Consider the following 14,129-nt stretch of genomic DNA (forward strand, 5'->3'; position numbering starts at 1 on the left):
ACCAGCATGACATCGCAGTGTGTTCCGCGGCAACGTAGGACTATGTCACAATATTCGTAGGCAGCGCACGAAGTGTCGAGGAGACAGGCACCGCACCGCGTCGACTCCCCCGCCGACCGCACCGCGACGACCGCGATTCCCGCGCAGGGCAAGACTTTTCCCACGCAGCGCAAGACCGTCCCCGCCCAGGGCAAAACCGCCCCCGCGAAGGGTAAGACCGTCCGCACGGCGCCGCCCGCTCGTCGCGTCGACGAGCAGGTCACCGATATCCTGCCTGCCGTCACCGAGACCCCGGCGGCCCCGCCGAAGCGCGTCGAGCCCAAGCGGGTCGAAACCAAGACCGCCGCCCGGCCACCCGAACGGCGCCGCGCGAAGCAGGCACGCCTCGCGGGACGGGTGGCGGTCACCTTCTTCGCCGTGCTGGCGCTGGTGGTCACCGGTGGTGGCTGGAGTTATCTGCGGGCGACGAACAACGGCTTCACCCAGGTGTCGGCCCTCGACGGCGCCACCGAGGACGTGCTCGACGGCGACATGCAGCTCGGCGACGAGAACTACCTCATCGTCGGCACCGATACCCGCGCAGGCCTGAACGCCGACATGGGCGCGGGCTCCACCGTCGACGCCGAAGGCGCGCGCGCCGACACCGCGATGCTGGTGCACATCCCCAAGGACCGCTCCCGCGTGGTGGTCGTCTCCTTCCCGCGCGACCTCGATGTCACCCGGCCGCAGTGCGCGGGCTGGGACAACGACAAGGGCAAGTACACCGACCAGAAGTTCCCGTCTGCCATGGGCGACAAGCTCAACGCCGTCTACGCGCTCGGTGGGCCGCGCTGCCTGACCGACGTGGTGCGCAAGATGTCGGGTCTGAGCATCGGTCACTTCATCGGCATCGACTTCGCCGGGTTCGAGGCGATGGTCGACCAGATCGGTGGCGTGGAGGTGTGCTCGACCAAGCCGATCATCGACGGCGTGCTCGGCACCGTGCTCGAGAGCTCGGGCAAGCAGCGCGTGAACGGCGAGACCGCCCTCAACTATGTGCGTGCCCGGCACGTGGTCGGCGAAGAGCGCAGCGACTACGACCGCATCCACCGGCAGCAGACCTTCCTCGCGGCGCTGCTGCGCGGCGCGCTGTCGGGTCAGGTACTGCTCGACCCGGCCAAGCTGCAGGGTTTCGTCGAGGCGTTCCGTCAGCACACCTTCGTCGACGGCGTCGAGACCAAGGACCTGATCCTGCTCGGCCGGTCGCTGCAGAAGGTCAACGCGGGCGCGGTCACCTTCATCACCGCCCCGACCGCGGGAACCACGTCCTACGGCAACGAGATTCCGCGCGAAGCCGATATCAAGGCGATCTTCCGCGCGATCATCGACGACCAGCCGCTGCCCGGCGAGCAGACCGCGCCGCCGATCACCAACCCCAGCACGCCCGCGGCCCCCACCCAAGCGCCCAAGATGTACGCGGTGAGCCCGGCGTCGGTGTCGCTGCTGGTGACCAACGGCACCCAGACCGCCGGCATGGCCCGGCAGGCGGCCAACAAGCTGTCGAACTTCGGTTTCGGCATCTACAACGTCGCCAATGCCACCGAGTACACCGACACCACCGAGGTGCGCTACGCCGAGGGCAACGAGGCGGCCGCCGCGACCGTGGCCAGTTCCATCCCCGGCGCGGTCCTGCAACGCGACGACGACCTCAGCGGCATCATCGAGGTGGTCGTCGGCTCGGACTACACGGGCCAGGTGCGTACCCCGACGACGGTCGGGGCCGAGCTGCCCGCGGTGTCGCTCGGCGAGCCGGTCTCGGCCGCGCCGGTGCGTCTGCCCTCGGATCTCGAGCACATGAACGCCGCCGACACCAGCTGCGACTGAGCCTGCCCGATTCACGACGCGCGCTGAGCTGGCACGACTGTGCCATACGGCATTAACCCGGTGTTGGGTGACAGGGGTACCGGTACCCACTAGGGTCAGCAATTATGCGTGTCATCTACAACGAGCAAATGGCCGAGCTCGCCAATCTGCTCGGCGAAATGGCCGGTCTCGCCGGCCAGGCCATGGAGCAAGCCACCCAGTCGCTGCTGCAGGCCGACCTCGCGCTGGCCGAGCAGGTCATCGGTGAGCAGGATCGGATCTCGGTGATGATCGCCGAGGCCGAGGAGAAGGCGTTCGCGCTCCTCGCGCTGCAGGCCCCCGTCGCGGGCGACCTGCGTCAGGTGGTCAGTGCCATCCAGATCGTGAACGACGTGAACCGGATGGGCGCCCTGGCCCTGCACGTCGCCAAGGTGACCCGCCGCCGCCACCCCAACCACGCCCTGCCCGAGTCGGTGAACGGCTACTTCGCCGAGATGGGCCGCATCGCGGTGAACATGGGCGCCGGTGCCAAGGAGGTGCTCGAGACCCGCGATCCCGAGCGCGCCGCCCAGCTCAATCAGGACGACGAGGCGATGGACGACCTCCACCGCCACCTGTTCACCCTCTTGATGGACCGGGAGTGGAAGTACGGCGTCGCCGCCGCCGTCGACGTCACCCTCCTCGGCCGCTACTACGAGCGCTTCGCCGACCACGCCGTCGAGATCGGCCGCCGCGTGATCTTCCTGGTCACCGGTGTGCTCCCGGACGGCGAGATCGAAAGCTGAAGTAGTACACCGAGAAAGCCCCCGCCCTCCCGAAGGAGTGCGGGGGCTTTCTCGTCGGATCCCTTATCCGAAGCGGCCGGAGATGTAGTCCTCGGTGGCGCGCTGGGTGGGGTTGGAGAAGATCTTCTCGGTGTCGTCGATCTCGATCAGGCGGCCGGGCTTGCCCTGGGCCTCGAGGTTGAAGAAACCGGTCTGGTCGCTCACGCGGGCGGCCTGCTGCATGTTGTGCGTGACGATGACGATCGTGAACTCCTTCTTGAGTTCGGTGATCAGGTCCTCGATCGCCAGGGTGGAGATGGGGTCCAGGGCCGAGCAGGGCTCGTCCATCAGCAGCACGTCGGGCGAGACCGCGATCGCGCGGGCGATGCACAGACGCTGCTGCTGACCACCCGAGAGGCCGCCACCGGGCTTGTCGAGACGGTCCTTGACCTCGTTCCACAGGTTCGCACCGCGCAGCGAGCGCTCGGCGACCTCGTCGAGTTCCTTCTTGTTGCGCACACCCTGCAGCTTCAGCCCGGCCACCACGTTGTCGCGAATCGACATGGTGGGGAACGGGTTCGGGCGCTGGAACACCATGCCGATGGTGCGGCGCACACCCACCGGGTCGATCGCCGAGCCGTAGATGTCCTCGCCGTCGAGCAGCACGGCACCTTCGACGCGGGCGTTCGGGGTCACCTCGTGCATGCGGTTGAGCGAGCGCAGCACGGTGGACTTGCCACAACCGGAGGGACCGATGAAGGCGGTGACGCTGCGCGGCAGCACGGTCAGGTCCACGTTCGACACGGCGTGGAAGCTGCCGTAGTAGATGTTGAGATCTTTGACGTCGATCCGCTTGGCCATGGGAGTTTCCGTTCGCTTCTATCGGTTCCGGGTGAGCAGCTTGTTGACCGCGGCGGCAGCCAGGTACAGCAGCGCGATGAGCAGGATCAGCGTGAGCGCCGCACCCCAGACACGCGCGCGACCGGCCGGCTCCGGGTTGGCCAGCTCCTGGTAGATCAGCAGCGGCAGCGAGGCCATGTTGCCGTCGAAGATGTTCTGGTTGATCGACTTCGAGTAACCGACCAGCACCAGCACGGGCGCGGTCTCACCCATCACGCGGGCGAGGGCGAGCAGGATGCCCGAGATCATGCCCGGCGCGGCGGTGGGGATGACGATGCGCAGGATGGTCTTCCACTTGGGCACGCCGAGCGCGTAGGAGGCCTCGCGCAGCTCGTCGGGCACCAGCTTCAGCATCTCCTCGGTGTTGCGCACCACCACCGGAAGCATCAGCAGCACCAGGGCCAGCGACACCGCGAAGGAACTCTGCGGCATACCGAGCGTGGCGATCCACAGCGCGAAGATGAACAGCGCCGCGACGATCGAGGGCACACCGGCGAGGATGTCGACCATGAAGGTGGTGACCTTGGCCAGCTTGCCGCGACCGTATTCCACCAGGTACACAGCGGCCATCACGCCGAGCGGCACCGCGATGACGGTCGCGATCAGCGCCTGCACGATCGTGCCGTAGATCGCGTGGTACACACCGCCGCCGGACTGGTCCGGCAGGATGCCCTTCTGCGAGTTGAACCACCAGTCGGCGGTGACGATCGAGCCGATGCCCTTCACCAGGACCAGGCCGAGCACCCACACCAGCGGGATCAGCGCGATCACGAAGCAGAGGGTGACCAGACCGGTGGCGATGTTGTTCTTGATCCGCCTGCCGTTGCTGACATGGCGGAACGTCGGCGCCTTGACCGGCTTGTCGAGGGTCGATGTGGTGGTCATCAGCCGTTCACCTTTCCACCGGAGGCCAGGCGGGCCAGTGCGTTGACGACGAAGGTCAGCGCGAAGAGGACGAAGCCGGCGGCGATGTAGGCGCCGGTCGGCAGCGGGGAACTGAATTCCGAGGCGGCCGAGGCGATCTTGGAGGCGAAGGTGTAACCACCGTCGAACAGCGACCAGGTGCCCGCGTTGCTCGCGGTGCGGAGCACGACGAGCACGGCGATGGTCTCACCGAGCGCGCGACCGAGGCCGAGCATGGAACCGGCGATCACACCGCTGCGGCCGTAGGGCAGCACGGTCATCCGCACGACTTCCCACTTCGTGGCGCCCAGCGCCTGGGCGGCCTCGATGTGGGCGCGCGGGGTGAGGGCGAACACCTCGCGGGCCACCGAGGTGATGATCGGCAGGATCATCACGGCGAGCACGACACCGGCGGTGAAGATGGTGCCGCCGCCGGCGATCGAGACGTTGCCGTCGGAGAACAGGAAGAACCAGCCGAGGTTGGAGTTGAGGAACTCCTGCACCGGCGCGATCTGCGGGGCGAGCACGAGGAAGCCCCACAGACCGAACACGATGGACGGCACCGCGGCGAGCAGGTCGATCAGCATGGTGAACGGCTTGCCCAACCGCGACGGCGCGTACTGGGTGAGGAACAGCGCGATGCCGACGCCGATCGGCACCGCGACGATGAGCGCGAACACCGAGCTCAGCACCGTGACCATGAACAGGTCACGGATGCCGAAGCGCAGGTTGTTCGCGTCACCGGTGGAGAATTCCGTGCTGGTGAAGAAGTTGGCGTTGTCGGCCATGAGCGAGGGGACCGCGCGGATCAGCAGGAACAACGCGATCAACGCGATGGCCGCGACAATGGTCGCGCCCGCCGCGGTGGCCAGCCACCGAAAGATCGTCTCGGCGTTCAGGCGCCCGGAACGACCCTGCTCCGGGGCCTTGTCGAATTTCGGTTCGGTCGGCATATGCGAAGTATCTCCGGCCGCCCGCGGGCCCGTCGAATCCGACGAGCCCGGTGCGGTCACCTCAGGGTGCATGGTCATGGCCTAGGTAGCGATCAGGAGATGGCGTTGATCGCGGTGGTCAGCTTGGTCTTGAAGGCGTCCGGCAGCGGCACGTAGCCGGCATCGGACAGACCGTTCTGGCCGTTGGTGACGACCGAGGTCAGGAACGCCTTGACGGCCTTGCTGGTCTCGGCGTCGGCGTACTTCGAGCACACGATCTCGTAGGTGGCCATCATGATCGGGTACGCGCCCGCGGCGGTGGGCTTGTAGAACGAGCTGGTGTCGAGCACCAGGTCGTTGCCCTCGCCCTTGATCTTCACGCCGTCGATGGACTTGCCCGCCGACTCGGCCGACAGGGCCACCGGGTCCTTGCTCGCCGAGGTGATGATCTGGGCGATCGACAGGCTCTGCGCCTTGGCGAAGGACCACTCGTTGTAGGTGATCGAGTTCTTGGTGTTCTTGATGGCGGCCGAGGTGCCCTCGTTGCCCTTGGCACCCTCACCGACACCGCCGTTGAACGACTTGCCGCCGCCCTTGCCCCAGGCACCGTCGGACGCGGCGTCGAGGTAGAGCTGGAAGTTGTCGGTGGTGCCCGACTCGTCGGAGCGGAAGATCACGGCGATCTTCTCCGAGGGCAGCTTGGCGTTCGGGTTGAGCGCCTTGATCTCGGGGGCATCCCAGGTGGCGATGGCGCCGTTGAACACCTTGGCGGCGGTCGGGCCGTCGAGCACGAGGTCGGTGACGCCGTCGACGTTGTAGGTGATGGCGATCGGGCCGAAGACGGTCGGCAGGTTCCACGCCGGGCTGGCGCAGCGTTCCTGGGCCTTGGCCGGCTCGTCCTTCTTGGAGCTCAGCGGGGAGTCGGAGCCACCGAAGTCGGTCTGGCCGCCGATGAACTCGTTGACACCCGCGCCGGAGCCACTGGAGGTGTAGTTCAGGGTGTAGCCGTCGCAGTTGGTCTCGTAGGCGGCGACGAAGCGCTCCATCGCGTTCTTCTGCGAGGAGGCACCGGACGCCTTGAGCGCCTTCTTGCCGCCGCACTCGACACTGGTGTTGGCGTTGTTGCTGGTGTCGCCACCGGTGTTGTCGTCGCTGCCACAGGCGGCCAGAGACATGGCACCCGCGGCGAAGACGCCGACCAGGGCGCTGGTGCGCTTGAAGTTCACTTTTCCTCCGACATTGCTGACGAACTCGCTCGGTCCCTCACCGGCCCGGGCGAGTTGGGTGGTGCGGATCGCGGGTGAACGCGAGCACCAGGCGACGACTGTGCCGCCCAGAAGTAACGTAGGTTCGCCCGGTTGACAGTTGGCCCGAGGTGGGTTAACGGAGAATGAACAGCCCGGCGCGATTAGACCGAGCGTGTGATGTTTGCCCCAGTTTTACTCGTCGGTACCCGGTCATCCTCACAATATTCAGGGTTGCCGAGGGACTGTGAGGTGTCTCGCAGCCGGTCAGCTCAGCGCGTAGGCGACGTCGATATGGGCGGGCGCGAAGCCCAGTTTGGTGTAGGTCCGCACGGCGGCGTGGTTGTCGGCCTCGGTATAGAGCAGCACCTCGGTCAGGCCGGTGTCGCGCAGGTGGCGCAGCCCGGCCAGGGTGAGCAGTCGGCCCAGGCCACGGCCCTGCGCGGCGGGGTCGATGCCGACGACGTAGACCTCGCCCGCGGGGGCGGCGTCGGGGTGCGCCTTGGTCCAGTGGAAGCCGAGCAGACAGTCGGGATCGGCGGCGTCGAACGCCAGGAAGAGCCCGGCCGGATCGAACCAGGATTCCGCGCGGCGGGCGGCGATGTCGCGCTCGGTCCAGCCGCCCTGTTCGGGGTGCCAGGCGAAGGCGGCGTTGTTGACCCGCAACAGTTCGGCATCGTCGGCGGGGCCGGCGTAGGTGCGCAGGACGAGGCCTTCGGGGACCTCGAGTGGCGGTAGCTCGGGGGTTGCCAGGCTGCGGCGCATCTGCCACAGTTCGCGTGCTGTCGTCAGTTTCAGGGCTGCGGCGAGGGCCTTGGCGGCGGGCAGGTCGCCGTGCGCCCAGACGCGGGCGCCCGCGCCGCCTTCGGCGAGAGCCGAGCGGACCAGATCGGTACCGATGCCTTGTCCGCGCGCATCGGGGTCGACGGCGACTTCTGCCATTGCGGGGTGATCACCGTGTGCCGCAACGAGATTCGCGTAGCCGACGATCTCGCCGTTGCGTTCGGCGATCAGATGTCCTGTACCGGGGGTGGTTTCGGCGAGCGAGAGGACCGCCTGCTCGGAGACGGGGGCGACGCCGTCGGCGGACTTCGCGCGGTCGAGCAGGGTGCGGATGTTCTCAGCGGTGGTGGAGTCGACGGTCTCGGTCCACTTCAAGGTTGCCCCCTGTGTTTGAGCGTACGTCGGGTGAGGTGCCCGGCTCTTTGGGTTTTGTGATTGCGGGAGGTACTGGCTGTGTTTTTGGAGCGCTGGCGCGCTCGAGCGCGGCCCCTGAGGGGCCGCGCGAACAGCGCTCGAGACTCGCGCTTCGCGCATGCGCTTCGAGCGCTGTTCGCGCGGCCGGGCCGCTACGCCGCTTCGCGGCGATCCCTCCTCGAGGTCGGGATGTGCGGGGCTGGGAAGGCTGTCATGGCGGACTGAATGTGCTCGTCAGGGGGTGCTGCCGTTGACCGGTGTCAGGTCCTCGCCGTCTACGTCTTCGTCGGTGAAGGCGGGCGGTTCGCCCTTGGCGGCGGTCGAGCGGGCGGGGCGGACGGCCTTGTAGCCGACATTGCGGACGGTGCCGATCAGGGATTCGTATTCGCTGCCGAGTTTGGCGCGGAGGCGGCGGACGTGGACGTCGACGGTGCGGGTGCCGCCGAAGAAGTCGTAGCCCCACACCTCTTGCAGCAGTTGGGCGCGGGTGAAGACCCGGCCTGCGTGCTGGGCGAGGTACTTGAGCAGCTCGAATTCCTTGTAGGTGAGGTCGAGCGGGCGGCCGCGCAGGCGGGCGGTGTAGGTGCCTTCGTCGATCACCAGCTCGCCCAGGGTGATCTTGCCGGTGTTCTCGGGGCTGGCCACGCCGCCGTTGCGACCGACGAGCAGGCGCAGGCGCGCGTCGAGTTCGGCGGGGCCGGTGCCTGGTAGCAGGATGTCGTCGAGGCCCCAGTCGGCGTTCACCGCGACCAGTCCGCCCTCGGTGAGCACGGCGACTACGGGCACCGACGAACCGGTGCTGCCGAGCAGTCTGCACAGCCCGCGCGCGGCGGCCAGATCGGTCCTGGCGTCGACCAGCGCTACATCGGCGCTACCCGCCTCGAGCAGGGAAGACACCTCGGTCGGCGCGGGGCGGACGTTGTGCGCAAGCAGCGTCAACGAGGGCAGCACCGCATCCGGGTTGGGGTCGGAAGTCAGTAGGAGCAGCTCCACCGGGCTCTCCTCCTATCTCGTGTCTGCGCGACGAGAGCAGCCGCACAGCTACGTCGCCGAAACACAGGGTTAGTCGGTGCAACATTAGCGCGTCACAGGCCATGACCTCGCAACACGGGCACACTTACGAGTGTTCGGCCGATACCCGGGCCCCCGGCACCCGCGTGCGTGGGCGCTACTCTCACCTCATGCGCAAGCTGATCATCGGGCTGCTGTGCCTGGCCGGGTTGGCGGTGGTGATCGATTTCGGCGCCGCCGCCTACACCGAGTACCACGTGTCGCGGCAACTGCGGGCGGGCGCCGACCTGTCGGCCGATCCCGAAGTGACCTTCCACGGTTTCCCGTTCACCGCCCAGGCCCTGGCCGGGCGCTACGACAACGTGGCGATCCGGGCCCGAAGCATGCGCCCGGACATCCCCGGCGAGATCGGCATCGAAGCCACGCTGAACGGTCTGCACGCGCCTGCCGGCGAGCTGCTCGACGGTGCGGCGCGCTCGGTGCAGGTCGACCGCGTCGACGCCCGCATGCGCATCGAACCCACCGAGCTCGGCAGGCTCTTCGGCATCCCCGACCTGCAGGTCCACACCCGTCCGGCCGACAAGTCCGACGGCACGGGCGGTTCGGGTGGTTCCGGCATGACCACCGGGGGTGCGCTCGTGCTCACCGGCACGCTGCCCACCGCGCCCAACGGGCGCATTCTCGGCGCGGGTGTCACCCCGTCGAGTTCGGCCAAGCGCGTACCGGTGCAGATCCAGGCCGACCTGCTGCTCGACGGCGACCTGGTCCGCATCCAGGCCACCGGCTTCTATCACGACAAGAACAGCGGCCCGGCCGACACGGCAAAGACCAGCGAATCGGAGATCCTCGAGGCCGATCGCGGCGCGGTGCTCGAGCGCTTCAGCCGTACGATCGATACCAAGGAGTTGCCGTTCGGCGTCCGGCCCACCGAGGTGGAGGCGCTGGGTGGGCACATCGTTGTCGAGGGCGTCGGCCGCAACGTCACCATCGACCTGGACCGATTGCAGCAACCATGATCGAACTCGCCGTACTCGCCGCCGTCGTGCTGGCCGCCGTCGCGGTCGGCCTGCTGCTGCGCCGCAACCAGGGCCGGGTCCGGCCCGCCACCCTCGACCCCGACACCGAACAGCGCGCCCGCCTGCTCGACGCGGCCGGTGTCTCCGGTTCGGTGCCCGCGGTGCTGCACTTCTCGGCCGAGTGGTGCGGTCCGTGCGACGCCGTGCGCCGGGTGGTCGCCGGTGTCACCGCGGAACTGGCCGATTCGCCGAACGCACCGCGCGACATCGAGATCGACATCGACGCGCAACCCGCGCTGGCCCGCGAACTCAACGTGCTCTCCCTGCCGACGACCTTCGTCTTCGACGCCGAGGGCAAGGAGCGTTTCCGCATCTCCGGCGTACCGAAGGCGGGCGACCTGCGCACCGCCCTCGAGCCGCTCACAGTGTGACGTTGTCCCCGGTTTCGAGGGGGCCTGCCCATTTCCCGGGAAGACCGGGTAAACTCTTCATCGTGCAAACCGACCACGAGCTGATGCTCACCCGACGCCGCACAGTTGACCTGTGTCGCCTCGGTGGTTGTTGCTGCCTGTGCCGCTGACCGGTCGGCTTCTCTCCCGAGATTCCTGACGCCGACCTCTGTTCGCCGCGCGAGTGATCGTTTCGATCCCCCGGCGAACTGGCAGATCCCACTGAATCGTCTCAGCGCAGGAGTTCGCACCATGACCTCGTTTTCCGATTCCCCACCTCGCGTCGATGTCCGCGGGCCGCGTTTCGTGGCCTGGGTGACGACCGGGGTGCTCGTCGCGGTGCTGCTGGTCGCGACCGTTTCCCCCGTCGCCGCCGCGATCCTGATCGGCCTGCAGGCCGTGGTGTTCGCGATCGGCGCGGCGGCCGGTCCCGCCAAGCACCCTTACGGCCGGATCTACGCGGCGTTCGTCGCGCCGCGAGTCGGCCCACCCACCGAGACCGAACCCGTGCCGCCGCTGCGTTTCGCGCAGGCACTCGGCTTCGTGTTCGCCGGTGTCTCCCTGCTGGGCTTCGCGCTCGGCTCCCCGATCGTCGGCGCGGTGTTCGCCGGCTTCGCCCTGTTCGCGGCGTTCTTGAACGCGGCGTTCGGGGTCTGCCTGGGCTGCCAGATCTATCCCCTGGTAGCCCGCTTCCGCCGGTCGCCTGCTCCGGCACCGAACTGACCCACCCTGCACGTCTGTTGAAAGGAACAACATGGCTCGCTCCGATGTCCTGGTCTCCGTTGACTGGGCCGAAGAGAACCTCAACGCCCCCGGCGTCGTCTTCGTCGAGGTCGACGAGGACACCTCCGCCTACGAGGGTGGCCACATCGAAGGCGCCGTTCGCCTGGACTGGAAGAACGACCTGCAGGATCAGGTTCGTCGCGACTTCGTGAACCAGGAGCAGTTCTCCGACCTGCTCTCGGCGCGCGGCATCGCCAACGACGACACCGTGGTGCTGTACGGCGGCAACAACAACTGGTTCGCTGCCTACGCCTACTGGTACTTCAAGCTGTACGGCCACAACGACGTGAAGCTGCTCGACGGCGGCCGCAAGAAGTGGGAGCTCGACGGTCGTCCGCTCTCGCGTGACGCGGTCAACCGCCCGGCCACCCAGTACAAGGCCTCCGCTCCCGACCTGAGCATCCGCGCCTTCCGCGACGAGGTCATCGCCGCGATCGGCACCAAGAACCTGGTCGACGTGCGCAGCCCCGACGAGTTCTCCGGCAAGATCCTGGCTCCCGCGCACCTGCCGCAGGAGCAGAGCCAGCGTCCCGGCCACATCCCGGGCGCGATCAACGTGCCGTGGAGCAAGGCGGCCAACGAGGACGGCACCTTCCGTTCCGACGAAGAGCTCGCCGAGCTCTACAAGGATGCGGGCCTGGACGGCGAGAAGGAGACCATCGCCTACTGCCGCATCGGCGAACGTTCCTCGCACACCTGGTTCGTGCTGCAGGAGCTGCTCGGCCACCAGAACGTCAAGAACTACGACGGCAGCTGGACCGAATACGGTTCGCTCGTCGGTGCACCTATCGAGTTGGGAGCGTAATCAATATGTGTGCAGCACCTACCCAGGGTCAGGCCATCCCGGCCGGCGTCGATGTGGAGAAGGAAACGGTCATCACCGGCCGTGTCCTGAGCACCGACGGTCAGCCGGTCGGCGGCGCGTTCGTGCGTCTGCTCGACGGCAACGGTGACTTCACCGCCGAGGTCGTCGCCTCCGGCACCGGTGATTTCCGCTTCTTCGCCGCGCCGGGTTCGTGGACCCTGCGCGCGCTGTCGGCGTCGGGCAACGGCTCGGCCGAGATCAGCCCCGAGGGCGCGGGCATCCACGCGGTGGACGTCGCGGTCGCCAAGTAAGAAACCTCACAACGGCCCTGGTAGTTCCTGTGCGGGAACTGCCGGGGCCGTTTTCGTATCTTCGTTTCGGACTCGCTAGACTCCGAAACGTGGTCCTCTTCTTCGAGATTCTCCTCATCGCCGTGTCGATCCTCATCGGCTGGTTCGGCCTGTACGTCTTCTACCGGCTGTTCACCGAGTCATGAGCGGGCTCGCGAGCGAAGGTTCCGATCCGGCCGAGCGAGCGAGTGACGTGCAAGACGCTTCGGCACAGCGTCGCAGTGGCGACGAGGCGGTGAATGTCGCCGCCGAGCGTGCGAAAGAAACCGGGGTCCGAAACATTTCGGTCCTCGGCGGTCTCCCCATTCCCGAGGACACCGCGAATCTGCGCGAGGGTCCCGATCTGAACCACGCGATGCTCGCGTTGCTGCCGCTGGTCGGTGTGTGGCGCGGCGAGGGCGAAGGCCACCACCCCGCCGACGGCGACTACCGCTTCGGTCAGCAGATCATCGTGTCGCATGACGGTGGCGACTACCTGGTCTGGGAATCGCAGACCTGGAAGCTCGACACCGAGGGCGCCTACGACAGCCCCGACCTGCGCGAGAGCGGGTACTGGCGGGTCGGCACCGACGCCGACACCGAGATGCTCGAACTGCTGCTCACCCACAGCTCCGGCGTCGTCGAACTGTTCTACGGCACCGCCCTGACCCAGTCGTCCTGGGAACTGGCCACCGATGTGGTGATCCGCAGCCAGTCCGGCGCTGTCGTCGGCGGCGCGAAACGCCTCTACGGCATCGTCGAAGGCGGCGACCTGGCCTACGTCGAGGAACGAGTCGACCCCGACGGCGCGCTCATCCCCCGCCTGTCGGCCCGGTTGCAGCGCTACATCGGCTGAGATCCCGTCGGACGCCCCGCGGTTTCGCGGGGCGTTCGTCGTTTCCGCGGCGGAAATGGAGCGACCCCCGAGCCATACCGTCTCGTTCCGGGGAACGTGGCGGTCCCGGGTGGATAGTCCGGGGGCTCGGGGGCCGGGTGTCTGCCTGGGATTCGCTCAGCGCACCGCTGGGGAATCTCCCGCAGGGGTGCTGCTAGCGGGCAGCCACCTCACGCATCCGTTGAACATACATTCTTCAGACCACCTCCTCTCTTGTGTACCGATGAATCTATCGGCACGCGCCGAGCTCGGCAATTGATTTTCCGGGTGCTCCGACCTGCGGAAATCGCCTCACTTTTCGGACAGTGACCGGCCGTCGACCCGACAGGCGCCGGTCCGGTCGACGGTGACGATCGTGTCGGCACGATGGTCGGGCGGAAGCTGATGGGTGACGACCACGACGCGACGCTCCGGCGCCACCAGGCCGCTGTCCGCGTCGAGGAGTTCGCGCAGGAGCTGGTCGCCCTCCTCGGCGGAGAGGTGTTCGGTCGGCTCGTCGAGCAGCAGGGTCTCGGCCGGTGCGATCAGTGCCCGCGCCAGCAGCAATCGCCTGCGCTGACCACCCGACACGGCCGCCGCCCCCGCTGTGAGCGAGGTCCGCACGCCGTTCGGCAGACTGTCGAGCCAGGCGCCGAGACCGACTCGCCGCAGGGCGCTTTCGGCTTCGTCCTCGGCGACATCACCGCGCGCGACCCGCAGATTCTCGAGGATGGATGTACCGAACAGATGCGCATCCTCGGCGAAGAACGTGACGCCCGCACGCGGAGTGTCGAACAGGCCCGCCCACTCCATCAGCAAGGTCGTCTTTCCTGCCCCACTCGGCCCGACAACGGCGATTCGCCGCCCCTCTGGCATCGCCATGGTCGCACCCGGCCCGGCAAACACATCGCGCCCCGCCGTCGCATCGCGTCGAACAGGGTCGCCGGAACCAGCGGTCACGCCGGGGCCGAAGGTCGATCCAGCCGGTGGGGTCGATGAGGCGGTTATCGTCCGCCCGGTGGGCTGGGGGCCTGCGATGGACTGGAGGCGGTGGAGGGCGGCGCGGGAGGTGGTGAGGGT

Annotated in this window: 15 protein-coding genes; 8 read left to right on the plus strand and 7 right to left on the minus strand. The window is 67.7% G+C overall.

The genetic code is table 11. The annotated features are described in order from the left end of the window. Positions 1 to 72 precede the first annotated feature (72 nt). Together HYG95_RS24140 and phoU are read left to right on the plus strand one after the other, a co-directional pair. Complete coding sequence (locus HYG95_RS24140) at positions 73 to 1,863, plus strand: LCP family protein (RefSeq protein WP_181701341.1); 1,791 nt, start codon at positions 73 to 75, stop codon at positions 1,861 to 1,863. Between the two features lie 104 nt (positions 1,864 to 1,967). Then, positions 1,968 to 2,627 carry a phosphate signaling complex protein PhoU gene (gene phoU, locus HYG95_RS24145; protein WP_067640883.1) on the plus strand — a complete coding sequence of 220 codons (660 nt, stop codon included), beginning with the start codon at positions 1,968 to 1,970 and terminating at the stop codon, positions 2,625 to 2,627. A gap of 63 nt (positions 2,628 to 2,690) precedes the next feature. Here phoU and pstB read toward each other — a convergent pair whose 3' ends face one another. The 6 genes from pstB to HYG95_RS24175 all read right to left on the minus strand — a co-directional run bounded on the left by pstB (position 2,691) and on the right by HYG95_RS24175 (position 8,775). Next, positions 2,691 to 3,467 carry a phosphate ABC transporter ATP-binding protein PstB gene (gene pstB, locus HYG95_RS24150; RefSeq protein WP_067492348.1) on the minus strand — a complete coding sequence of 259 codons (777 nt, stop codon included), beginning with the start codon at positions 3,465 to 3,467 and terminating at the stop codon, positions 2,691 to 2,693. An 18-nt stretch (positions 3,468 to 3,485) separates the two neighbouring features. Next, positions 3,486 to 4,391 (minus strand): phosphate ABC transporter permease PstA, encoded by a 906-nt coding sequence (pstA, locus tag HYG95_RS24155; RefSeq protein ID WP_067640879.1) that lies wholly within the window; start codon positions 4,389 to 4,391, stop codon positions 3,486 to 3,488. Then, positions 4,391 to 5,362, minus strand: a complete 972-nt coding sequence (gene pstC, locus HYG95_RS24160) for a phosphate ABC transporter permease subunit PstC (protein ID WP_181701343.1) — start codon at positions 5,360 to 5,362, stop codon at positions 4,391 to 4,393. Before pstC ends, pstA begins: the two co-directional genes overlap by 1 nt. A gap of 92 nt (positions 5,363 to 5,454) precedes the next feature. Then, positions 5,455 to 6,567 (minus strand): phosphate ABC transporter substrate-binding protein PstS, encoded by a 1,113-nt coding sequence (gene pstS / locus HYG95_RS24165; RefSeq protein ID WP_181701345.1) that lies wholly within the window; start codon positions 6,565 to 6,567, stop codon positions 5,455 to 5,457. A 285-nt stretch (positions 6,568 to 6,852) separates the two neighbouring features. Continuing rightward, entirely contained in the window at positions 6,853 to 7,743 is an 891-nt protein-coding gene (mshD, locus tag HYG95_RS24170) for a mycothiol synthase (RefSeq protein ID WP_181701347.1), read from the minus strand. A 273-nt stretch (positions 7,744 to 8,016) separates the two neighbouring features. Further along, complete coding sequence (locus HYG95_RS24175; RefSeq protein ID WP_181701349.1) at positions 8,017 to 8,775, minus strand: response regulator transcription factor; 759 nt, start codon at positions 8,773 to 8,775, stop codon at positions 8,017 to 8,019. A gap of 188 nt (positions 8,776 to 8,963) precedes the next feature. On the opposite strand from HYG95_RS24175, the gene HYG95_RS24180 reads away from it, so the two are divergent. The 6 genes from HYG95_RS24180 (at position 8,964) to HYG95_RS24205 (ending at position 13,031) form a co-directional block, all read left to right on the plus strand. Then, entirely contained in the window at positions 8,964 to 9,809 is an 846-nt protein-coding gene (locus HYG95_RS24180; protein ID WP_067492559.1) for an LmeA family phospholipid-binding protein, read from the plus strand. Further along, on the plus strand, positions 9,806 to 10,240 hold the full coding sequence (locus tag HYG95_RS24185; RefSeq protein WP_181701351.1) for a thioredoxin family protein: 435 nt from the start codon (positions 9,806 to 9,808) through the stop codon (positions 10,238 to 10,240). Before HYG95_RS24180 ends, HYG95_RS24185 begins: the two co-directional genes overlap by 4 nt. A 270-nt stretch (positions 10,241 to 10,510) precedes the next feature. Beyond that, entirely contained in the window at positions 10,511 to 10,981 is a 471-nt protein-coding gene (locus HYG95_RS24190) for a DUF4395 domain-containing protein (RefSeq protein WP_181701353.1), read from the plus strand. Positions 10,982 to 11,012: 31 nt separating this feature from the next. Then, on the plus strand, positions 11,013 to 11,846 hold the full coding sequence (locus tag HYG95_RS24195; protein ID WP_067492342.1) for a sulfurtransferase: 834 nt from the start codon (positions 11,013 to 11,015) through the stop codon (positions 11,844 to 11,846). 5 nt (positions 11,847 to 11,851) lie between these two features. Beyond that, a complete protein-coding gene (locus HYG95_RS24200) occupies positions 11,852 to 12,157 on the plus strand; it encodes a DUF1416 domain-containing protein (RefSeq protein ID WP_181701355.1) in 306 nt (101 codons plus the stop codon). 181 nt (positions 12,158 to 12,338) lie between these two features. Beyond that, entirely contained in the window at positions 12,339 to 13,031 is a 693-nt protein-coding gene (locus tag HYG95_RS24205; RefSeq protein ID WP_181701357.1) for an FABP family protein, read from the plus strand. A gap of 330 nt (positions 13,032 to 13,361) precedes the next feature. On the opposite strand, the gene HYG95_RS24210 is transcribed toward HYG95_RS24205, so the two are convergent. Next, the coding region (locus tag HYG95_RS24210; protein WP_181701359.1) for an ATP-binding cassette domain-containing protein at positions 13,362 to 14,129 on the minus strand (768 nt) is incomplete at its 5' end.

The organism is Nocardia sp. GTS18, assembly GCF_013839555.1.
Classification (GTDB): Bacteria; Actinomycetota; Actinomycetes; order Mycobacteriales; family Mycobacteriaceae; genus Nocardia; species Nocardia rosealba.